Consider the following 20,999-nt stretch of genomic DNA (forward strand, 5'->3'; position numbering starts at 1 on the left):
GTGTTACACCATGCCGTGTGATCTACGTCACGGCTGCGTCACAATCCGGCGGTCGGCGTACGATCGCTCCAGGCTCATGCCCGCCCCGTTCAACATCGATCGCGCGGAATGGCTCCGGCTCGACTCCGAGAAGCGCCAGCTGCTGCGCCGCCGCGGCTCGTCCGTCGAGGACAACCTGCGGCGCGGACAGCGGTTGTCAGCTCAGGCCGCCGCCCTGCGCCGGTTGATCGCCCGCGATGAGCCGCGCGCCGGTCGATCCTGATCTCGCGGCGATCGCCGCCGCGCTACTCGCCGACGGAGCGCGGTTCGTCGTGATCGGCGGCTTCGCCGTGATCGCCAACGACTACGTGCGCGCGACCAAGTCGTCGCGTTCAAGCGGCTGGCGGGCCGTCCCCGCGATCGCGCAGACCTCGAGGAGCTCGCCGAGATCCACGGCGAGCTCCCGATCGACCCGATCCCGGGCCTCGACCCCTAGAGCGGGCTGCCGGCCGGGACCGGCGGGCGGACGACCAGCTCGACCGCCAGCGACTGGCCCTCGACGTCGACCTGGTGGCCGGCGAGGCCGTCGTAGAGGACCGTGACCGCGAGCGTCTGCGCGGCGAGGTAGCGCTCGTGGTCGCGCGCGGCGGCGAGCAGGTCGTCGCTGCCGCCGAGGTGCAGTTCGATCCGGTCGGTGACCGCGACGCCGGCCGCTCTGCGCTCGGCCTGGACCGCGCGCACGATCTCGCGCGCGAGCCCCTCGCGCCGCAGCCGCTCGTCGATCCGCGTGTCGATCGCGACGACGAGGTCGAGCCCGCTCGGCCGCGCCGACAGCACCAGCCCCTCGCGCGGCTCGGTCCGCACGACGAGGTCGTTCTCCGCCAGCGCGTACGTGCGCGGCGGGTCGAGCAGGTCCTTCGGGTCGCCGACGCGCACCGTCAGCACGCCGTGCTGCCGCAGCGCGTTCAGCGCCTCGTCACCGTCGCGCGAGCGCAGCGAGGCGACGATCGCGCCCATGTCGCGCCCGCAGCGCGGGCCGAGCCGCTGCAGGTTCGGCAGCACCTGCGGACGCTCCAGCACGAGCGCGTCGGAGACGACCACCAGCTCCTTCACGTTCAGCTCGCGGCAGATCAGCTCGCTCATCCGCGCGGCGCCCTCGCGCACGCCTCTATCCGGCGAGCAGACGATCGCGCGGGCCAGCGGCTGGCGCACCTTCGTGCGCGCTCTGTCGCGCGCTTCGCGGCCCAGCTCGATCGCCTCGCGCGCGATCCGCATGTCGCTCTCCAGGCGCGCGTCGACGAGTCTCGCGTCCGCGACCGGGTAGTCGCACAGGTGGACCGAGCGCGGCTCGGCGCGGAAGACGCCGGTCGTCCCGCCGACGAGGTTCTCGTACAGCTCCTCGGCCGCGAACGGCAGCGCCGGCGCAAGCAGCTTGACCGTCGTCAGCAGGCACTCGCGCAGCGTCGCGAGCGCCGGTCCCGCCGTCTCGCTGTCCCAGAAGCGCGGGCGCGACAGGCGCACGTACCAATTGGAGAGGTCGTCGAGCCACTGCAGCGCGACCTGCGTCGCGCCGTGCGCGTCGAACGCGTCGTTGTGCTCGCGCATCTCGGCGACGACGCCCTGCAGCCGCGAGATCGCCCAGCGGTCCAGCTCGCCGCGCTTGCGCACCGGCGGCGCGGCGGCCGCCGCGCGCGCGTCGAAGCGCTCGATGTTCGCGTAGAGAACGTAGAACGAGTACGTCTGCCACAGCGGCATCAGCACCTGCTTGACCGCATCCTCGACCGCCTCCTTCGAGAAGCGGTAGCCGGTCCACGGCTGCTTCGCGGCGAGGTAGTACCAGCGGAAGGCGTCCGCGCCGTGGCGCTCCAGCACGTCCCACGGGTCGACCGCGTTGCCTCTGCTCTTCGACATCTTGTGACCGCGCGCGTCCTGCACGTGGCCCATGCAGACCGCCGTCTGGAACGGAATGTCGTCGAACAGCAGCGTCGACACCGCGAGCGAGGTGTAGAACCAGCCGCGCGTCTGGTCGATCCCCTCGCATATGAACGAGGGCGGAAACTGCGCTCTGAACTCCTCCACGCCCTCGAACGGGTAGTGGAACTGCGCGAACGGCATGCAGGCCGAGTCGTACCAGGTGTCGATCGTCGCTCTCACGCGCCGCATCGCGCCGCCGCAGCCCTCGACCGAGCAGGCCCACGTGACCTCGTCGATGTACGGCCGGTGGAGGTCTCTCGGCAGCGCGCCGGTGAGCGCTCTCAGCTCGTCGATCGAGCCGACGCAGTGGCGCGCGTCGCAGCCGGGGTCCGAGCACTCCCAGATCGGCAGCGGCGTGCCCCAGTAGCGGTCGCGCGAGAGCGCCCAGTCGACGTTGCCCTGCAGCCAGTTGCCGAAGCGGCCGTCGCGCACGTGCTCTGGCCGCCAGTCGATCCGCTGGTTCTGTCTCAGCATCGCGTGGCGCTGGTCGCGCGTGGCGATGTACCAGCTCTCCTTCGCGTAGTAGAGGAGCTTCGAGTCGCAGCGCCAGCAGTGCGGGTAGGAGTGCGTGTACGGCGCGGCCTCCAGCAGCTTCCCGGCCGCGCGCAGCTCCTCGACCACTCTCGGCGTCGCGTCGCCGACGAAGATCCCCTCCCAGCCGGCGATCCGCTCGTCGTAGGTCCCGTCCTCGCGGACGGGGTTGTGGAGCGGGATGCCGTGACGCTCGCAGAGGACGAAGTCCTCCTCGCCGAACGCCATCGCGGTGTGGACCAGGCCGGTGCCCTTGTCGAGCGTGACGTGGTCGGCGGCGAGCACCGAGTGGCCCTTCGGCCCATGCTCGGGCAGATGGTGAAACGGCGGCTCGTAGCGCGCGTCGACGATCGTGCGGCCGGGGAAGCGGTCGAGGATCTCGACGTCGTCGTCGCCGAGGATCGCCTCGACGCGCTCCTCCGCCAGCACGAGCACGTCGTCGCCGCGACGCGCACGTACGTAGCGCACGTCGGGGTCGATCGCGACCGCGCAGTTGGCGAACAGCGTCCACGGCTGCGTCGTCCAGACGACGAGCGCGTCGCCCTCGCGCAGCGGGCCGCGGCGCTCGGTCACGGGCAGCTTGACCGTCGCGGTCAGATCCTCGGTGTCGTGGTAGCCCATCGCCGTCTCGTGCGAGGAGAGCGCGGTGCCGCAGCGTGGGCAGTACGGGACGACCTTGTGGCCCTTGTAGATCTGGCCTCTGTCCCACAGCTCGTGCAGCGACCACCAGACCGACTCGATGTACTCGGGCGTGCCGGTGCGGAACGCGCCCTCGAGGTCGATCCAGAAGCCGACCCGCTCGGTCAGTCTCTCCCACGCGCCGATGTAGTGGTCGTTGGACTCGCGGCAGCGCTCGTTGAACTCGGCGATGCCGTACTCCTCGATCTCCTTCTTGGAGTCGAAGCCGAGCTGCTTCTCGACCTCCAGCTCGACCGGCAGGCCGTGGCAGTCCCAGCCCGCCTTGCGCGGCACGTCATACCCGCACATCGTGCGGTAGCGCATGTAGAAGTCCTTGAACGACCGCAGCAGCACATGGTGCGAGCCAGGGTTGCCGTTCGCGGTCGGCGGCCCCTCGATGAAGCTGAAGACGGGGCCGCCCTCACGCTGCGCCAGCGCCTGCTCGAACGTGCGCTCCTCGCGCCAGCGCTCCAGCACGCGCTCCTCTATCTGCGGGAAGTCCGGTCGCTTGTCCACCGGTCGGTGCGGCTCGCGCATCGTCATCCCTCCAGCGTGAGTTCGACTCGCTTGTTGATCTTGCCCTTGCTCTTGTACGAGGGGAGCGCGATCCGCCCCACCTCGCGCGTGTTGGCGACGTGCGTGCCGCCGTCCGCCTGCAGGTCGAGCCCTTCGATCCCGACGACCCGCACGACCGTGATCGACGGCGGCAGCAGGCTGACCTTGTTGCGGATCAGCTCCGGGTCGCGGTCGGCATCGGCGCGCGGCAGGAAGTCGACGCGCGTCGGGCGCGCGGCGTCCACCTCGGCGTTGACCTTCTGCTCCAGCTCGCGCACGAACTCACCCGAGAGCGCGTCGAACTCGAAGTCCATCCGCCCGCGCAACGGCTCCATGTTCGCGCCCGTGACCTTCGCGCCGTAGTCACGCCAGACGACGGCGCAGAGGATGTGCAGCGCCGTGTGGGTCCGCATCAGCTCATAGCGGCGGTCCCAGTCCAGCTCGCCCTCGAGCTCCGTGCCGGCGGCGGGCGCCTCGCCGTCGAGCAGGTGCCACGCGCCTGCCGCCGGGAAGGCGGGATCGCTGTCGTCGCGGGCGAGCTTGGCGCCCGTCACCTGCCACACGCCGGCGTCGCTTCTCAGCGTGCCGTGGTCGGCCGGCTGCCCGCCTCCGCCGGGGAACAGCGCGCCGCCCTCCAGCTGCACCGCGCTCCCCTCGGCCCGCGCGACGCGGGCGGAGAAGGAACGCTGGTACGCGTTGACCTGGTAGAGCGGCGCGTCGGCCGGGGCCCGCGTGGCGTCCGTGCTAGACAAGGCTGACGCTCACCTCGCCGAGTCGGTCGAACGTCGCGTAGGCCGTCTGCCCGGCGGTGAGCGGCACCGCGCGGGCGACTGAGCCCGGCATCACGATGTCGCCCGGCTCCAGCCGCAGCCCCTGCTCGGCGAGCGTGCGCGCGAGCCACGCGACCGGCTCGGCCGGGTGGCCGAGGACCGCGTCACCGCGACCGCGGACCAGCTCCGGCCCGACCGCGAGGCTGACGCCGATCGTCTCCGAGCGGATGTCCTCGGCCGGCTCCCAGTCGCCGATCACGGCCATCCCGGAGGAGGCGTTGTCGGCGACGGTGTCGACGATCCCGATCCGCCAGTCGCTGATGCGGCTGTCGATGATCTCGATCGCCGGGGCGAAGGCGTGCGTCGCCTCCAGCACCTCCTCGCGCGTCACGCTCGGGCCTTCCAGCGGCGACTTCAGCAGGAAGGCGATCTCCGCCTCCACGCGCGGCTGGATGAAGCGACCCGCGCGCAGCTGCGCGCCGCTGTGGACGACCATCGACTCGAGCAGGTAGCCGGAGTCGGGCTGATCGACCTGCATCATCTCCTGCATCGCGAGACTCGTGAGGCCGACCTTCCAGCCGCGCAGCTCCTCGCCCTCCGCCGTCCGCAGACCGCGCCCGATCGTCTGTATTCGGTACGCGTCCCAGATGCTGAGGTCGGGGAACGTCGCGCTCAGCGGCTCGATCGGCTCTCCGCGCAGCTCGGCGTGCCACAGCAGGCGCGCAAGCGCCTCGTGGTGCGGCGTCAGCTCGCTCGCCTCCAGCAGCGCCGGCCGCGACTCGCCGAAGGTGCGGGTGATCGTGCGCGGCGTCATGACCGGGCCTCCTCGGCCTCGCGGATCTCGTCGTCCTGCTGCTCGATTCTCTGGTCCTCGACGGCGTCTCGGAGCGCCATCGCGACCTCCAGGATCACGTCCTCCTGGCCGGCGATCACCTCGCGTCTGCCGAGCGCGAAGAAGACGTCGCGCGGGTCGACGCCGAAGTCTCTCGCGATCCGGCGGACCGGTTTCGAGTAGCCCGAGAAGACGCCGGCGAGCCCGCTGACGATGCCGACGGAGTCCGTGTGCGGCAGCTGCTTGACGAGCTCCTCCTCCGCCAGGTCGGCGGCGTCGAGCACCTTGTACAGGTCTATGCCGGTGTCGTGGCCGAGCTCGGCCAGCACCGCGACGAGGACCTCCAGCTCCGTGTTGCCGGCGCCGGCACCGAAGCCGCGCGCGGTGCCGTCGAGGATCGTCGCGCCGGCGTTGACGGCGGCGACGGAGTTCGCGACGGCGAGGCAGAGGTTGTTGTGCCCGTGGAAGCCGATCGCGATCTGCGTGCCCTCGACCAGCCGCGCTATCCGGTCCTGCAGGTCGTGCGTCAGGAAGGCGCCGGCCGAGTCCATCACGATCACGCCCTGTGCGCCGTAGGACTCCATCTTGCGCGCCTCTTCGACGAGCCGGTCCGGCGTCGCCATGTGACACATCATCAGGACGCCGTAGACCTCTCTCTCCTGCTCGCGCAGGTAGGTGATGTGGCGCTCGGTCAGGTCGGCCTCGGTGCAGTGCGCCCCGACCCGGAAGACGTCGGCGCCGGCGTCGATCGCGACGTCGAGATCGCGCCGCATCGTCGCGAAGCCAGGGATGCCGAAGGCGCCGAGCTTGACATCGCTCAGCTCCTCACGCGCGATCCGCAGCATGTCCGCGTCGCTCAGCAGCGCCTCGCCGACCTGCAGCGAGGAGGCGCCCAGCCCGTTGCCGTGGCCGACTTCGACTATCGCGACTCTGGCCGCGTTGGCGGCCGCCGCGTAGCGGCGGATCTGCTCCTCGTTGAGCCGGTGCTGGACGGCGTGGTTGCCGTCCCGCAACGTCGGATCGCTGATCAAGATCTGTGCCATACGACTGGTTCCCCCTTCGTCCCCCTCAGGACGTCAGTTCCGTGTGGCCGTCGCGGAGCTCTCGGTGAGAGCCCGCGCGTTCTCCTCCGCCGCTGCGACTGCGGCGCAGGTGATGATGTCCAGGTTTCCTGCATATTCCGGCAGGTAGTCGCCCGCGCCCGCGACCTGGACGGTCATCGCGATCCGCCCGTTCTCGTGCAGCGGCGAGACCACGAGGCGGTAGCCGGGCACGTACCGCTGTATCCGCGCGACCATCTCCTCGACCGCCTCCGTCAGCGCCGGCAGGTCGACCTCGTCGGCCTTCGCGAAGACGGTGTTCTGCATCATGATCGGCGGCGACGACGGGTTGACGAGCAGGATCGACTTCGCGCGCGGGACACCGCAGAAGTGGTGCACCGCCGCCTCTGTCGTCGCCAGGTACTCGTCTATGTTCACGCGCGTCGCCGGCCCGACCGATCTCGACGCGCTCGTCGAGACGATCTCGACGTACTCGACCTGCGGCTGGGTGCTGACGATGCAGCTCGCCAGCGGGACAGCCGCCTGCCCGCCGCACGTGACCATGCAGAGGTTCGGCTCGCCGACGCAGTCGGCGAGGTTCAGCGCCGGGACGCAGAGCTTGCCGAGCTTCGCCGGCGTCAGGTCGATCACCGGTATCCCGAGCGGCTCCAGCAGCGCGTAGTGGCGCTTGGCGTCGATCGCCGACGTCGCGTCGAAGATCAGGTCGAAGCGCTCCGGTTCCTCGGTGAACGCGTCGATGCTGCGATCGGAGGTCTCGACGCCCAGCTCCTGTGCCTTGCGTATCCCCGCCGACTGGCTGTTGCGCCCGGCGAACAGCTCGCAGTCGAGCAGCTCCGAGCGCTGCACCTTCAGCAGCAGGTCGGTGCCGATGTTTCCCGTGCCGATGATGCCGACGCGCAGCGTGCCGCCGCCGTCCGGCGACGCCAGCCGCAGGCGCGTGCGGGACGGCGCTCTCGCGTCCGCTCCCGTTCTCGTGATCGCCGAAGCTTCCATCCCCTGTCCCCCTCGCTCCCTAGACGGGAAGCGTCCCCTTCTCGAGCAGGATCCCGAGGAAGGGGCACGTGTCGGTCTGCACCTCATGGCAGATCAAGCGGTGCTTGACGCCCGCCGGGATCGAGATCGACGCCGGCGATTCCAGCTCGATCATGTCGTCCTCGGTCTCGACCGCGAACCGCAGCCCCGGCGTCGCGACGAGGTAGATCTCGTCGTGGTCGTCGTGGACGTGCAGGTCCGCGTGCGGAGCGCCGAGCAGTCTCGCGGCATCCACGACCGCGATGCTGAACGGCGCGCCCGGCACCGTCTCCGGCGTCACGAAGAACGGCGCCGGCTCGTGGTGCCCGGCGACCTCCTCGAAGACCGGCAGGCCTTGTGTGATCAGAACTCCTGACCGTTGCGCGACCTGCATCGGTCATCCACCCCCTGCGCCAGACGGCGGCGCGTCGTTCTCGTTCCGGTAGAGCAGCAGCACCGCGCCGGGGAGTCCCAGCTCGCGGACCTCGTGGCGCGACCAGCCGGCCTCGACGAAGGCGTCGTGCCAGCCGTCCGTCGTCAGCAGCTGCTGACGCATGATCGCGTGCAGCAGCGTGAACTCGGGGCGCCAGCGCTCGTCGGGCGCGCCGCTGGCCGGCTGCACCTCGGCGACGAGCATGTGGGTGCCCTGCGGCATGATGCCGCCGAGCTTCCGCAGGTAGGCCATCAGCGCGTCGCGGCCGTGCTCGAAGATCTCGTGCAGCAGGAAGAACGCGACCGCGAGGTCGGCGTCGGCCAGCTCGGGGATCGCGTCGAGATCGCCGGCGTCGCCGCAGCGCACCGTGACGCGGTCGCTCAGGTCGGCCGCCGCGATCGCGTGCCCGGCGTCCTCGCACGCCTCCGGCGCGAGGTCGACGCCGACGCCGCTGACGCCGAAGCGGTTGGCGGCGGCGATCAGGAAGCGGGCGTTGCCGCAGCCGAGGTCGACGACGTGGGAGAAGTCGATCGTCTCCAGCACGGCGGTGGCGTGCGGGGCGACGTCGTCGCGCCCGATCAGCGCGGAGCCGTCGGCGACCCAGCGACCGTCGCGGATCACGTCGCTCCCGTAGCGCTGCGCGCCGGTAGAGAAGTCTCCCAACGCGGCCAGGACATGGCCATAGCCGCCCTGGAGCCACACGAGGTAGCCCTTGTCACGGCAGATCTCGCGACCACGCTCGGACAGCGTGAAGGCGCCGTCGACCTCCTCGACGATCTCACGTTGAGCAAGATAGCGGAGCGTCGCGAGCGGCAAGCCGTCTCTGCCCTCGCCCGGATCGGCCGGCACGCCGCCGCCCTCCAGCCGTGCCAGCAGCCCGGCTCGCTCGAGCGAGGCGAGCACGCTCGTGAGCGCAAACCCCTCGAACAGCTCGAAGACAGGTCGCGTCGTCGTCGCGGTCATCGCCTCGTCACCTCGCCCTCCGGGCAGCGTGAGATCGCGCCCAGGTCTGCGCTCGCATCAGCTTCACCCCTCGACTTCCAGGTCAATGCAGCCCGAAGCGACCGGCCCCTTGTGCGTGAGGACTCGGTTGACCCGTCCACGAACTGCTCCTCGGTCTTTCCCCCGACGTCGCTGTTTGCGGCGTCAGAGGTTGTTATATGCCGGGCGCTCCGCTCGCGTCAAGCGGCCATGTCGCCCGGAAGGCCGGTGGCTTCCCGAAGAACGCCGCCAGCAGGGACGAGGTTCGCCCCTGCTGGGCTCGCTCTTAACGTGAACTCAACAAATCCGGGAACACGGACGTTTCAGGCGACGGCGGCCGGCACGTGTGCCGGCGCGGGCGGCGCCGCCGTGGCGAAGGCGTACTCGGCCGCGTCGAAGCGCCGCGTCGCCATCCGGAAGCGCCACGACGCGCCAGGCCAGAGCGTCGTGTTGCGACCATGCGCGTCGAGGTACCAGCTGGCGCAACCGCCGGCCGTCCAGACGGTCCCGCGCATGCGCTCCTGAACGCCCACGTTGAACCTCGCCTGCGCGGAGGGGTCCGCCTCGAAGACCGCAGCGCCGCGCTGCTCGGTCGCGCGCAGCGCCTCGATCGCGTAGGCGAGCTGCGACTCGATCATGAAGACGATCGAGTTGTGGCCGAGGCCGGTGTTGGGGCCGACGAGCAGGAAGAGGTTGGGGAAGCCCGCGACCGTCGTGCCACGCAGCGCCTGCATGCCGCCCTCGCGCCAGACGTCGCCGAGCAGCCGCCCGCCGCTGCCGCGCAACCGCTCGACGAACGGCATGTCGGTGACGCGGAAGCCGGTGCCGAAGACGATCGTGTCGACGGCGTGCTCGCGACCGTCGGCCGTGACGACCCCGTTCGGGCGGATCTCGGCGATCGCGTCGGTGACGACCTCGACATTCGGCTGCGACAGCGCCGGATACCACTCGTTCGACAGCAGGATCCGCTTGCAGCCGACGGCGTAGTCGGGCGTCAGCTTGGCGCGCAGCTCCGGGTCGCCGACCGAGCGGGCGAGGTGGGCGCGCGCCATCCGCTCGGGGATGCGGCTGAGCCGCTTGGGGTGCATGAACGGCAGCACGGTCAGCTCACGGCCCCAGAAGACGGTCTTGCGCACGAGCTGCTGCGCCGCCGGCAGCAGCCGGAACAGCGCGCGCTCGCGCGGGCGGACCGGGCGGTCCTTGCGCGGCATGATCCACGGCGGCGTGCGCTGGAAGACGGTCAGCTGTCCGACCTGCGACTGGATCGCCGGGACGAACTGGATCGCCGAGGCGCCGGTGCCGATCACCGCGACCCTGCGCCCGGTCAGGTCGTGGTCGTGGTCCCAGGTGGCGGAGTGAAACGTTCTGCCCTCGAACGAGTCGAGGCCGGGAATGCGCGGGATCGCCGGCTCGCTGAGGCCGCCCATCGCGCCGACGAGGACGCGCGCGGTGAGCGAGCCGCGGACGGTCTCGATCCGCCACAGCCGGCGTTCGTCGTCCCACGCGGCGCCGGTCAGCTCGGCGTCGAAGCGGAGGTGCGAGCGCAGCCCGTAACGGTCGGTGACGTGGCGGAGGTAGTCCCAGATCTCCGGCTGCGGCGCGAACGTGCGCGTCCACTGCGGGTTCGGCGCGAACGAGAACGAGTAGACGTTGGACGGCACGTCGCACTGGCAGCCCGGATATGTGTTGTCGCGCCAGGTGCCGCCGACGTCGCCGGCGCGCTCCAGCACGACGAAGTCGTCGCGACCCGCCTGCTTGAGCTTGATCGCCATCCCGAGCCCGGCGAAGCCGGTGCCGACGATCGCGACGTCGACGTGCGCGGGGAGGTCCGTCAGCTCGCTCATCCGTGGTCTCGCTCTCGTCGTAGAAACAGCGTGTTTCCTACTGTACCATCTTGTTTCTCGATGGCAAGCGATCCGACATCCGTCCCCCGCTCGCTCCCACGCGGCCGCCACGCCGCGGCGCGCGACGTCGTGCTCGCGTCCCAGCGCGGGCGGCTGCTGGAGGCGATGGCGGCGTGCGTCGCCGAGCAGGGCTACGCCGCGACGACCGTCGCGCACGTGATCGCGCGCGCGGGCGTCTCGCGCAAGACGTTCTACGAGCACTTCGCCGACAAGGACGCGTGCTTCCTGGCCGCGTGGGAGGTCGGCTTCGAGATCCTGCTGGCGCAGGTCGTCGAGGCGGTCGAGCAGGCCGGGACGTGGCAGGAGCAGCTGCGCGACGGTGCGCTCGCCTTTCTCGAGGTGCTGTCCGCCGAGCCCGACTTCGCCCGCAGCTTCCTGATCGAGGTGCTGAGCGCCGGCGAGGACGCCTTGGCGCGACGGGCGGAGATGAACCGCCGCTTCGCGGACGTGATCGCCGACGGCTACCGCGCCGCGCGCGCCGACGACCCGTCGCTCGGCCCGCTGCCGCCGTTCGTCCCCCAGGCCGCCGCGGGCGCCATCTGGGAGCTTACGGCCGAGCACGTCCGCACGCGCGGCGTCGAGGGGATCATGGAGCTGGCGCCGCAGATCGAGCAGATCCACGGCGCCTTCGTGGGCGGACGCTACACCGCGTAGCTACACGCGCGGCGCCCGCCGCACGCCGCCGCTACACGCGCGGCGGCGTCTTGTCCTCGGCCCGCTCGGCGGCGAGCCGCGCCTCTCTCTTCTCGACGATCACCGACGCCAGCGCCGCGCCCGCGAGCGCGACGACGATCACGCTCATCGAGACGGCGATCGACGGGTGGAACGAGGTGTCGACCAGCAGCAGCTTCGCCGCGACGAACCCGAGGATGATCGCGAGGCCGTAGTGGAGGAAGCGGAAGCGGTCGAGCAGGCCGTCGAGCAGGAAGTAGAGCGACACCATCCCGAGCAGCGAGAACGCGTTCGCGGAGAAGACGACGAACGTGTCGCGCGTGATCGCGAAGATCGCCGGGATCGAGTCGATCGCGAACATCACGTCGAAGGCTGCGACGAGCGCAAGCGCGGCGAGCAGCGGGGTCGCGAGTCTCTTGCCGTTCTCGACCGTGAACAGCTTGTCGCCGTCGTACTCTCTGGAGACCGGCAGCAGCTTGCGCATCCAGCGCATGATCAGCGTTCTCTCCGGGTCCATCTCCTCGCCGCCGGATCTCGCGATTCTGATCGCGGTGAACAGCAGCAGCGCGCCGAGCACGTATGTCGTCGCGTGGAACGCGTCGAGCGCGGCGGCGCCGATCAGGATGAAGATCGTGCGCAGGACGATCGCGCCGGCGATGCCGAAGATCAGCACCTTCATGCGCTGGTTGTCCGGGACCTGGAAGAACGAGAAGAGGATCGCGAAGACGAACAGGTTGTCGAGCGACAGCGACTTCTCGATCATGAAGCCGGCGAGATACTCGCCGGCAGCTCTGCCGTCGTCTATCAGCAGGACGACGACGGAGAAGGCGATGCCTATGAGCGTCCAGACGATCGACCAGATCAGCGCCTGCTTCGGTCTCATCGGCTTTCCGCCGTGGCTTCTCATGTCGAACACGAGTGCAGCGACGATGAACACGGCCAAGCCGGCCCAGGCGACGATCATTAAATGCGGCTCCTTCGAGAACGGTCGGTGGTCTCGAAGGTTTGACCCGCTGAGGACATCCAGCCGACGCGCCGGGCTCCCGTGGGAACCGTGTTGACGAACGCGCCGTGTCGCAGGGCTACTTCCCTTCTCGTGCAGGGAAAGATATCGGCTCGATGCCGGAGGCGCGCATTCCCGTCTCGATCGCGGCGTTGACGGTCTCCAACACCTGCACCCGCGCGTACGGCTTCGACTCAGCCGAGATCAGCGTCCACGGGGCGAACGGGCGGTCGGTGCGCGCGAACATCTCCTCCAGCGCCTGCTCGTAGTCGGCGCGCTTCTCACGGTTGCGCCAGTCCTCGTCGGTGAGCTTCCACTGCTTGAGCGGGTCGGATCTGCGCTTCTCGAAGCGCTTGCGCTGCTCGCCGTCAGAGATGTGGAGCCAGAACTTCAGGATCACCACACCTTCCTCGTGGAGCGAGCGCTCGAACGACGAGATCTCGTCATAGGCACGCTGCCACTCGGCGTCGCTCGCGAAGCCCTCGACGCGCTCGACCAGCACGCGGCCGTACCACGAGCGGTCGAGCACGGCCATCCCGCCCCAGCCGGGCAGCGACGGCCAGAAGCGCTGGAGGAAGTGGTGGCGCTTCTCGTCCGGCGTCGGCGCCGCGAACTGCACGACGCGGACGTGCCGCGGGTCCAGCGGCGCGACGAGCCGTCTGATCGCGCCGCCCTTGCCGGAGGCGTCCCAGCCCTCGAACAGCACGCACAGCGGCGGCCCGAGCCGGCCGCCGTCGCCGATCAGGCCGCCGAGCTGGAGGCGCAGCGCCAGCAGCCGGTACTGCTCCGCGGCGAGCCGCCGCTCGCCCTCCTGCTTGTCCAGCTTCAGCGTCAGGTCGACGTCGTCGAGGATCCCCATACGCCGGACCCTACCCGCGTCGCGCTACGCGCCGAACGAGCGGTGCACGGCCTCGATGTTGTTGCCGTCGGGATCGAGCAGGTACGCCGCGTACCAGGTCATGCCCGGCGGGCCGTAGTCGCGCACGCCCGGGGCGCCGTTGTCGCGGTGGCCGGCCGCGAGGCCGGCCGCGTGGAAGGCGTCGACGGCAGCTCTGTCAGCGGCGGTGAAGGCGACGTGGACGTTGCTGCTGACGGGGCCGTCGGCGCTGATCGCGAGGTTGGCGAACCCGAGCAGGTGCGGCGCGTCGAGCAGCAGCGGGATCCCGAGCGGCTCCAGCACCTCGGCGTAGAAGGCGCGGCTGGCGGCGAGGTCGGCGACGCGCAGGTGGACGTGGTCGAAGATGGCGCGAGACCAGTCCCACGCCGGAGTCTCTGGTGTGGTCATGGTTCGACGCTATCATGGGTTATACCCATGACGCAATCGCCGCTGTCCGCCTCCGCACCGGCGCGCTACGTCCGCGCGCTCACCCCCGAGCAGCGCGCCGCGCTCCCCCGCCCGACCCGCTTCCGCTTCCTCGGGCGCGCGTGCGTCGACCTCGTGATGACCGGCGGCGAGGGCTGGCTCGACGCGTGGGAGGTGCTGCACGAGCCAGCCGACTTCGACCGCTGGCTCGCCGCCGGCCCGCTCGCGGTCCCGGCCGCGGACGCCGGGACGGGGCGCCCGCCGGCCGACGCCGACGACCTCGCGGCCGCGAGAGCGCTGCGCGAGGCGGTCCGCGCGGCAGTCGAGGCGCTGCTCGTCGGCAGACTGCCCGCGACCGCGGACGTCGAGGCGATCGACGCGGCCGCGACGGTCGCGCCGCTCGTCCCGCGCGTTGACCCGCGCACGGGCGCCCGCTCGTGGTGGCGACCGACCGCCCGCGCCGCGCTGTCAGACGTCGCGCGCGACGCGCTCGACCTGATCGCCGACCGCGCGCAGTGGAGACGGCTGCGGATCTGCGCCAGCGACGACTGCGGGCTGCTCTTCTACGACGCCTCGCGCCCCGGTCGGCGCAGATGGTGCAGCACCGAGCGCTGCGGCGACCGCAATCGCGCGAAGGCGTACCGGGCCCGAAAAGGCTGAGGTCGTCCTGGATTGGTGTCGCAGGAGGACACCAATCCAGGACGACTACTCGGGGTCGTTCTCGGGCCGGCGCCAGAGCGGCGGCGGGGGCGGCTCCGGGTCGGGCCACGCGGGGCGAGGCGGGGCCGGCGGCGGCGGGCCGGGCGGGGCCGGCGGCGGACCCGGCGCGGGTGGCGACTGCCCAGAAGGCGCGGCTCTCGCCCGCGGCGGTCTGACGCCGCGCAGCAGCGCCGCGCCGGCGGCGACCAGCAGCGAGCCGATCCCGACCGCCCAGACGCCGGCGCCCGGCCGCGTCTCCAGCGGGATGCCGCTGCCGTCGGTCCAGATCTCGCCCGTCGAGACGTAGCGCCCCTCGGCGAACGCGACGACCACGCCGAGCGCGCCGAAGACGAACAGCGCGACCCACGAGACAGAACCGCGCGCCCAGCTCCAGCCGAGGATCGCGGTCGCGACGACGCCGAGCGCGTACAGCCAGCCGTCGCCGTCGGCGAGCAGCGAGTTGCGCTCCAACTGGATCAGCGGGCTGTCGACGTACGCGAGCGGCAGGAAGCAGCCGACCGCCACGACGAGCAGGCCGACGGCGACGAACACCATGCCTGCCGGGAGGGCGTCGCGCGGTCCCATGCCCGGCCGACTATCGCACACCCCTTGGCGCGTCTTGCGCTATTAATCCCATCTAAGTTGATCGAGATTGTCGAAAAGACGCCTGAAGCTCCCGTCGCGCGGCGTCGTGCCGCCCCGCGCCGGATCGGACCGCTGCTGCGCCGCGCAGCCGGGCGCGCGGCGATCCCGCTGCTGTCGCTCGCCGTCCTGCTCGCGCTGTGGCAGCTCGTCGTCGAGCTGGAGCTGTGGTCGGAGCTGTTCGTCCCACGCCCGTCCAGCGTGTGGGAGCGGCTGGTCGAGAGCGAGAGGGTCCACGACGGGCAGAAGGGCCTGTCCGGCTACTACCTGCACGAGCACCTGTGGGCGAGCCTGTCGCGGATCCTGCGCGGCGTCGGCTTCGCGCTCGTCTTCGGCGTCGTGCTCGGCCTGCTGCTCGCGACCGTCAAGCCGTTCCGCGTCGTCGTCGAGCCGTACGTCAACTTCGTCCGCGCGCTGCCGCCGCTCGCGTACTTCTCGCTCCTGATCATCTGGTTCGGGATCGAGGACACGTCGAAGGTGTGGCTGTTGTTCCTCGCCGCCTTCCCGCCGATCGCGCTGTCGGTCCTCTCCGGGGTGCAGGGGATCAGACGCGAGCGGATCGACGCCGCGCGTGCGCTTGGCGCCGGCCGCTGGCAGGTGGTCCGCTTCGTGACGCTGCCGTCGGTGCTGCCGGAGCTGTTCACCGGCACGCGCCTCGCGCTCGGCTTCGCCTGGACGACGATCGTCGCGGCCGAGACGGTCGACGGGATCCCCGGCATCGGCGGCCTCGCCTGGGCGACGAAGAAGTTCCAGCAGACCGACGTCGCCGTGCTCTGCATCATCGCCATCGGCCTCACCGCGATCGTGCTCGACCAGCTGGTCAAGCAGCTCGAGAAGCGCGTGGTGCCCTGGCGAGGCAAGGCCTGAACCACCAACCCTCAGACCAGGAGGAACGTCGCATGTCCACTACCCGAAGCGGCCCGCTGAGGGCGCTCGCCGCACTGCTGCTCGCCGCGCTGCTCGCGCTCGGCGTCGCCGCGTGCGGCTCCGACGACAACAAGGCGAGCGCCGAGAGAGCGGACGGATCGCCCGACAAGATCACGATCGCCTACCAGGCGATCCCCAACGGCGACCTCGTCGTCAAGAACCAGAGATGGCTGGAAGCGGCGTTCCCCGACACCGAGATCGAGTGGAAGCTGTTCGACTCCGGCGGCTCGGTCAACGAGGCCGTCGTCGCGAACAGCGTCGACATCGGCCTCGCCGGGTCGAGCCCCGTCGCGCGCGGGCTGTCGACGCCGATCGAGTACCAGGTGCCGTGGATCCACGACGTGATCGGCAGAGCCGAGGCGCTCGTCGTCAAGGACGAGATCGAGTCGATCGCCGACCTCAGAGGCAAGAAGATCGCGACGCCGCTCGCCTCGACCTCGCACTACTCGCTGCTCGCCGCGCTCGACGAGGCCGGGCTGTCGGAGAGAGACGTCGAGGTGATCGACGCCGAGCCCGACGACATCTACGCGGCGTGGTCGCGCGGCGACATCGACGGCGCGTACGTGTGGAACCCGAATCTCGCGAAGATCGTCGGAGACGGCGGCAGAGTCCTCGTCACGAGCGAGGAGCTGTCGAGCAGAGGCAAGACGACGTACGACCTCGCGGTCGTCACGAACGACTTCGCCGCCGAGCATCCCGACGCGGTCACGAGATGGGTCGCGCAGCAGGACAGAGCGGTGAGACTGATCCGCTCGGACCCCGGCGCCGCCGCGAGAGCGATCGCGGCCGAGCTGAACATCGAGCCGGCGGAGGCCGCGGCGCAGGTCAGAGACCTGATCTTCCTCGACGCGAGCGAGCAGGTCGGCGCGGAGTACCTCGGCGGCGGCGTCGCGAGAAACCTCCTCGCGACGGCCGAGTTCAACCAGAGACTCGGACAGATCCCCGAGGTGCAGGACGAGGCGACCTACACGGACGGCGTCACAACGCAGTTCGCGGAGGCCGCGGGCAAGTGATCGCGACGGGCGACCACCGCGTCGTCCTCGACGGCGTCGCGCACCGCTACCGCGGGCGCGGCGCCGACGTGCAGGCGCTGGCGCCGCTGTCGCTGGCGATCGAGCCCGGCGAGTTCGTCGCGATCGTCGGGCCGTCCGGCTGCGGCAAGACGACGCTGCTGCAGCTCGTCGCCGGCTTCCTCACACCGACCGAGGGCGTCGTCGCGGTCGGCGAGGAGCGCGTGAGCGCGCCGTCGCCCGAGCGCGGCGTCGTCTTCCAGCAGGCGAACCTCTACCCGTGGATGTCGGTCCGCGCCAACGTCGAACTGGGGCCGCGGCTGCGACGCGCCGGGCGTGCCGAGCGGCGCCGGCTGGCCGACCGCTACCTCGGCCTCGTCGGCCTGTCCGAGTTCGCCGACGCGGCGCCGTACGAGCTGTCCGGCGGGATGCAGCAGCGCTGCCAGATCGCGCGCGTGCTCGCGAACGACCCAGCGATCATGCTGCTGGACGAGCCGTTCGGCGCGCTCGACGCGCTCACGCGCGACCGCCTCCAGGACGAGCTGCACCGGATCTGGCTCGGCTCCGGCAAGACCGCGCTGTTCATCACGCACAGCGTCGAGGAGGCCGTCTACCTCGGCACCCGCGTGCTCGTGATGAGCCCGCGGCCGGGGAGGATCGTGTTCGACGAGCCGGTCCCGTTCGCGACCGGCGAGCGCGGCGCGGCGCTGCGCGCCGCACCGGAGTTCGTCGCCTTCCGCGAGCACGTCGCGGCGCAGATCGGGAGGGGCTGAGCGCGCGGCGTCAGACCGCATCGCACGCTCCCGGACGCCGGAAGCGCCTACGACGCAGCGAGCCGTGCGACCGCGTCAGCGATCGGCGTCTCGCCGGCGACGAGCAGGAAGGTCGCGCCGGCGGTGGCGGGCGTGTCGAGCACGGCGACGAGCGTCGCGGCGACGTCGTCGCGCGGGATCTCGCCGTCGCCGGTGTCGGTGCGGACGCGGCCACCGGCGGGTGCGTTGGTGAGCGCGCCGGGGCGGACGATCGTCCATGCCAGGCCGCTCGCTCTGACGGCGTCGTCGGCCTCGCCCTTCGCGCGCAGGTAGGCGGCGAAGCCGTCGCCCTGCGCGGAGCTGTCGGCGCCGCGTGAGCTGACGATCACGTACCGCTCGATCGCGTTCGCCTTCGCCGCCTCGACCAGCTTGACGGCGCCGTCGCGGTCCATCGTCGACTTGCGTGCCTCGCCGCTGCCGGGACCGGCGCCCGCGGCGAAGACGACGGCGTCGGCGCCCGCGACCGCCGCGGCCAGCGCGGACGCGTCGGACGCCTCGAGGTCGAGCACGACCGGCTCGACGCCGGCCGCCCGCAGGTCATCCGCGTGGTCGGGGTTGCGGATCAGCCCGCGCACGCGGTCGCCGCGCGCCGCCAGCAGCCCGCCGAGGCGCAGGGCGATCTGCCCGTGGCCACCTGCGATCGCGACGTCGAGTGCCATGCGGAGCAGGCTAGCGCGCCGGCGCAGGAGCCGGCGCGGAGAGCGGTTCGAGCGATTCGGACGGATCGTGCGACGGCGTGCCGCGGCGGTTCCATGCCGCCCGCCCCGCTCCGGCGCCCTCGACGACGAGCAGCGCGAGCGCGACGGGGACGGTCGCCGGCAGCCGGTCGAAGGCGAGGAAGACGAGCCCGGCGGCGAGCGCGAAGCCGAGCGTCAGGCCGGCCGCCCAGCCGCGCGGACGCGCTCGCGACGCCAGCAGGGCACCCACGAGCGCGGGCAGGAAGATGTCTCCGTAGCCCATCTCCAGCGGCCCGATCTGCACCCGCTGGAGCTGCGGCAGGTGCTCGTCGACGCCGGCCGCGTTGAGCACGTCGCTGGCGGGCCCGAGCAGGCCGCTGGCGACCAGCACGAGGTCGGCGACGGCCATCGCGACGACGCCCGCCCCCAGCCACTGCGGCGGCGTCAGGTCGACGAGCAGCGCGCCGAGCAGGACGCAGCTGCCGCCGATCAGGAACAGCGCCGCGATCTGGCCGACGAGCGACTGGCCGTCGTGCAGGACGGCGCCGATCGCGACAACCGTCATCAGCAGCGCGGCCAGCCCGACGCGCGCGGCCGCGACGAGCGCGAGCAGCGGGACGCAGACGAGTGCGACCTTCGCGAACGCCGGCGCGCCGTCCGGGTAGAGCCGCAGCAGCAGCACGACGCCGACGAGCGACAGCAGCGGGACGAGCGCGAACAGGCGGTTGCGCAACGCTCTGGCCCAGACCGGCGCCGCGGTGACGGTCGCGCTCGCGACGAGCGCCGCCTGCGCGACGGAGCTGCCCGCGTAGGCGGCGATGAACTCGGCGCTCACGGCGCCACCGGGCTCGACGGGAAAGCCATTGAATCGAACGTGCCCGCACTGGGTTAGAGGAGAATTAACGCAACCCGAGCGTCTGCCCATACAACGCGATCAGACGTGTGAGGTGGCGCACGCACGGGGAGTCAGAGCCGGTTCGGGGTGCTATCGTTGCGTGCGCAATCAAATGACACCCTCGCTCCCGACATCCACCTCACTCGGCCCCATTCGCCTCACGGTCGCCGACCTGCCCGCGTCGGCCGCCTTCTACGAGACGGTGCTCGGCCTGCGCCCGCTGCGCGCCGACGGCGACGAGCTGCGCCTCGGCACCGCCGCCGGCACGCCGCTCGTCGAGCTGGTCGAGCGCGCCGACGCGGCGCCGCGCCCTGCTCGCTCCAGCGGCCTCTTCCATCTCGCGCTGCTGCTCCCCTCACGCGCCGAGCTGGCGCTCGCGCTGCGCCGTCTCGCGCTCGCCCGCCATCCGCTGGAGGGCGCCTCCGACCACCTCGTCAGCGAGGCGCTCTACCTCTCCGATCCCGAAGGCAACGGGATCGAGATCTACCGCGACCGTCCGCGCGCGGAGTGGGGCCGCGAGCCCGACGGCCAGATCAGGATGGCGACGCTGCCGCTCGACCTCGACGCCGTGCTCGCCGAGCTGCCGGAGGACCTCGACCCCGGGTCCCCGGACCCCGGCGTCCCCGCCGGCGCCGTCATCGGCCACGTCCACCTGCAGGTCTCCGACCTCGACCAGGCGGAGGCGTTCTACAACGGCGTGCTCGGCTTCGACGTCGTCGTGCGCGGCTACCCCGGCGCGCTGTTCGTCTCGGCCGGCGGCTACCACCACCACCTCGGCCTCAACACGTGGGCGAGCGCCGGGGGCGCTCCCAACGCGCCCGGCACCCGCGGGCTCGACCGCTTTACGATCGTCCTCCCGACCGCGGCCGACGTCGCCGCCGCCGGCAAGCGGCTCGCCGCCGCCGGCGCGCCCGCAACCGCCGCCGCTGACGGGTCGCTCGCCGCGACCGACCCGTTCGGCAACGAGCTGCTGCTGACAGCGACCGCGTCCTAGCCACGGGGTCGTCCTGGGTTGGTGTCGCAGGACGACACCGAAGCAGGACGACCTCGGCGATTCAGGGCTTCGGGCGCCGCGGCAGCGGGCGCGGACCGCCGAGCGGGAGTCCAGCCGTCGCCCGTGCCAGCGCGGCGACGTTCGCGAGCAGCGTGTCGAGGTCGTCCGCCGCCTGCGCGATCGGCTCGCCGTCGGCGAAGTCGGAGGAGGTCAGGTAGACGGCGACCGGCGCGACGAGCGCGCCGAAGAAGGAGAGCACGTCGCGCAGGTGGCGCTCGGCGCCGAGGAAGTGGTGCGGCGTCGCGCCCATCGCGACGATCCCGACCGGCGTCCCCTCCAGCGCCGCGACGGGCACGTGGTCGAGCAGGTTCTTCAGCACGCCGGTGAGCGAGCCGCGGTAGACCGGCGTCGCAAGCACGACGGCGTCGGCCGCGGCGATCGCGGCCAGCACGTCGGCGGTGTCGTCGCCGAGCTGCTCGGGCGGGCGGCCGTCGGCCGGCGCGATGCGGACGTCGGCGAGGTCGATCAGGCGGGTCGCAGCGCCGCCGCTCGCCTCCGCGCGCGCGAGCCCTTCCTCGACCGCGCGCCGCAGGCGGCCGGGCGGCGTCGCGCTGCCGACCACGGTGACGAGTCGAATCGGATCCTTGACCATGTGT

At 71.5% G+C, this 20,999-nt stretch carries 22 protein-coding genes; 7 read left to right on the top strand and 15 right to left on the bottom strand.

The genetic code is table 11. The features are described 5' to 3' along the window. The first annotated feature begins 76 nt into the window (after positions 1-76). Positions 77-262 carry a hypothetical protein gene (locus CWOE_RS24255; RefSeq protein WP_012936293.1) on the top strand — a complete coding sequence of 62 codons (186 nt, stop codon included), beginning with the start codon at positions 77-79 and terminating at the stop codon, positions 260-262. Positions 263-471: 209 nt separating this feature from the next. Here the strand turns inward: CWOE_RS24255 and ileS are convergent, their stop codons facing one another. The 8 genes from ileS to CWOE_RS24295 form a co-directional block, all read right to left on the bottom strand. Then, complete coding sequence (gene ileS / locus CWOE_RS24260; RefSeq protein ID WP_049793392.1) at positions 472-3,705, bottom strand: isoleucine--tRNA ligase; 3,234 nt, start codon at positions 3,703-3,705, stop codon at positions 472-474. Continuing rightward, positions 3,702-4,469 carry an alanyl-tRNA editing protein gene (locus CWOE_RS24265; RefSeq protein ID WP_012936295.1) on the bottom strand — a complete coding sequence of 256 codons (768 nt, stop codon included), beginning with the start codon at positions 4,467-4,469 and terminating at the stop codon, positions 3,702-3,704. Before CWOE_RS24265 ends, ileS begins: the two co-directional genes overlap by 4 nt. Continuing rightward, on the bottom strand, positions 4,462-5,301 hold the full coding sequence (locus tag CWOE_RS24270) for a 2-keto-4-pentenoate hydratase (protein ID WP_012936296.1): 840 nt from the start codon (positions 5,299-5,301) through the stop codon (positions 4,462-4,464). Before CWOE_RS24270 ends, CWOE_RS24265 begins: the two co-directional genes overlap by 8 nt. Continuing rightward, positions 5,298-6,362, bottom strand: a complete 1,065-nt coding sequence (dmpG, locus tag CWOE_RS24275) for a 4-hydroxy-2-oxovalerate aldolase (protein ID WP_012936297.1) — start codon at positions 6,360-6,362, stop codon at positions 5,298-5,300. Before dmpG ends, CWOE_RS24270 begins: the two co-directional genes overlap by 4 nt. 33 nt (positions 6,363-6,395) lie before the next feature. Next, a complete protein-coding gene (locus tag CWOE_RS24280; RefSeq protein ID WP_012936298.1) occupies positions 6,396-7,373 on the bottom strand; it encodes an acetaldehyde dehydrogenase (acetylating) in 978 nt (325 codons plus the stop codon). A gap of 19 nt (positions 7,374-7,392) precedes the next feature. Continuing rightward, positions 7,393-7,785, bottom strand: a complete 393-nt coding sequence (locus CWOE_RS24285; protein WP_012936299.1) for a hypothetical protein — start codon at positions 7,783-7,785, stop codon at positions 7,393-7,395. Positions 7,786-7,788: 3 nt separating this feature from the next. Beyond that, positions 7,789-8,787: an SAM-dependent methyltransferase gene (locus CWOE_RS24290; RefSeq protein ID WP_012936300.1), complete on the bottom strand. Its 999-nt coding sequence runs from the start codon at positions 8,785-8,787 to the stop codon at positions 7,789-7,791. Positions 8,788-9,128: 341 nt separating this feature from the next. Continuing rightward, complete coding sequence (locus tag CWOE_RS24295) at positions 9,129-10,649, bottom strand: flavin-containing monooxygenase (protein WP_012936301.1); 1,521 nt, start codon at positions 10,647-10,649, stop codon at positions 9,129-9,131. 60 nt (positions 10,650-10,709) lie between these two features. Here CWOE_RS24295 and CWOE_RS24300 point away from each other — a divergent pair, with 60 nt between their 5' ends. Beyond that, positions 10,710-11,363 (top strand): TetR/AcrR family transcriptional regulator, encoded by a 654-nt coding sequence (locus CWOE_RS24300; protein ID WP_012936302.1) that lies wholly within the window; start codon positions 10,710-10,712, stop codon positions 11,361-11,363. Between the two features lie 31 nt (positions 11,364-11,394). Here the strand turns inward: CWOE_RS24300 and CWOE_RS24305 are convergent, their stop codons facing one another. From CWOE_RS24305 to CWOE_RS24315, 3 genes are all read right to left on the bottom strand, one after another. Further along, the gene (locus CWOE_RS24305) at positions 11,395-12,345 is read right to left on the bottom strand and encodes a TerC/Alx family metal homeostasis membrane protein (RefSeq protein WP_012936303.1); all 951 of its coding nucleotides are present in this window, start codon (positions 12,343-12,345) and stop codon (positions 11,395-11,397) included. Positions 12,346-12,463: 118 nt separating this feature from the next. Next, positions 12,464-13,243: a polyphosphate kinase 2 family protein gene (locus CWOE_RS24310; protein ID WP_012936304.1), complete on the bottom strand. Its 780-nt coding sequence runs from the start codon at positions 13,241-13,243 to the stop codon at positions 12,464-12,466. 24 nt (positions 13,244-13,267) lie between these two features. After that, positions 13,268-13,669 carry a VOC family protein gene (locus CWOE_RS24315; RefSeq protein WP_049793393.1) on the bottom strand — a complete coding sequence of 134 codons (402 nt, stop codon included), beginning with the start codon at positions 13,667-13,669 and terminating at the stop codon, positions 13,268-13,270. Between the two features lie 27 nt (positions 13,670-13,696). On the opposite strand from CWOE_RS24315, the gene CWOE_RS24320 reads away from it, so the two are divergent. Beyond that, positions 13,697-14,347 carry a CGNR zinc finger domain-containing protein gene (locus CWOE_RS24320; RefSeq protein ID WP_012936306.1) on the top strand — a complete coding sequence of 217 codons (651 nt, stop codon included), beginning with the start codon at positions 13,697-13,699 and terminating at the stop codon, positions 14,345-14,347. Positions 14,348-14,392: 45 nt separating this feature from the next. Here the strand turns inward: CWOE_RS24320 and CWOE_RS33645 are convergent, their stop codons facing one another. Next, entirely contained in the window at positions 14,393-14,971 is a 579-nt protein-coding gene (locus CWOE_RS33645) for a hypothetical protein (protein WP_012936307.1), read from the bottom strand. A 57-nt stretch (positions 14,972-15,028) separates the two neighbouring features. Between CWOE_RS33645 and CWOE_RS33650 the strand changes: the two genes are divergently transcribed. The 3 genes from CWOE_RS33650 to CWOE_RS24340 are packed head-to-tail and all read left to right on the top strand — an operon-like array spanning position 15,029 to position 17,738. After that, positions 15,029-15,895 (top strand): ABC transporter permease, encoded by an 867-nt coding sequence (locus tag CWOE_RS33650; protein ID WP_012936308.1) that lies wholly within the window; start codon positions 15,029-15,031, stop codon positions 15,893-15,895. Between the two features lie 32 nt (positions 15,896-15,927). Further along, the gene (locus tag CWOE_RS24335) at positions 15,928-16,968 is read left to right on the top strand and encodes a taurine ABC transporter substrate-binding protein (protein ID WP_012936309.1); all 1,041 of its coding nucleotides are present in this window, start codon (positions 15,928-15,930) and stop codon (positions 16,966-16,968) included. After that, complete coding sequence (locus CWOE_RS24340; RefSeq protein ID WP_012936310.1) at positions 16,965-17,738, top strand: ABC transporter ATP-binding protein; 774 nt, start codon at positions 16,965-16,967, stop codon at positions 17,736-17,738. The genes CWOE_RS24335 and CWOE_RS24340 overlap by 4 nt, the downstream gene beginning before the upstream one ends. A 47-nt stretch (positions 17,739-17,785) precedes the next feature. On the opposite strand, the gene CWOE_RS24345 is transcribed toward CWOE_RS24340, so the two are convergent. Then, on the bottom strand, positions 17,786-18,436 hold the full coding sequence (locus tag CWOE_RS24345; protein WP_012936311.1) for an NAD(P)H-binding protein: 651 nt from the start codon (positions 18,434-18,436) through the stop codon (positions 17,786-17,788). A gap of 10 nt (positions 18,437-18,446) precedes the next feature. Beyond that, positions 18,447-19,289 (bottom strand): hypothetical protein, encoded by an 843-nt coding sequence (locus CWOE_RS24350; RefSeq protein ID WP_012936312.1) that lies wholly within the window; start codon positions 19,287-19,289, stop codon positions 18,447-18,449. Positions 19,290-19,461: 172 nt separating this feature from the next. Between CWOE_RS24350 and CWOE_RS24355 the strand changes: the two genes are divergently transcribed. Further along, the gene (locus CWOE_RS24355) at positions 19,462-20,343 is read left to right on the top strand and encodes a VOC family protein (RefSeq protein ID WP_012936313.1); all 882 of its coding nucleotides are present in this window, start codon (positions 19,462-19,464) and stop codon (positions 20,341-20,343) included. Between the two features lie 61 nt (positions 20,344-20,404). On the opposite strand, the gene CWOE_RS24360 is transcribed toward CWOE_RS24355, so the two are convergent. Further along, positions 20,405-20,995, bottom strand: coding sequence for an NADPH-dependent FMN reductase (locus CWOE_RS24360; RefSeq protein ID WP_012936314.1), 591 nt, complete (start codon positions 20,993-20,995; stop codon positions 20,405-20,407). Positions 20,996-20,999 lie beyond the last annotated feature (4 nt).

This window comes from Conexibacter woesei DSM 14684 (assembly GCF_000025265.1).
Lineage (GTDB): Bacteria > Actinomycetota > Thermoleophilia > Solirubrobacterales > Solirubrobacteraceae > Conexibacter > Conexibacter woesei.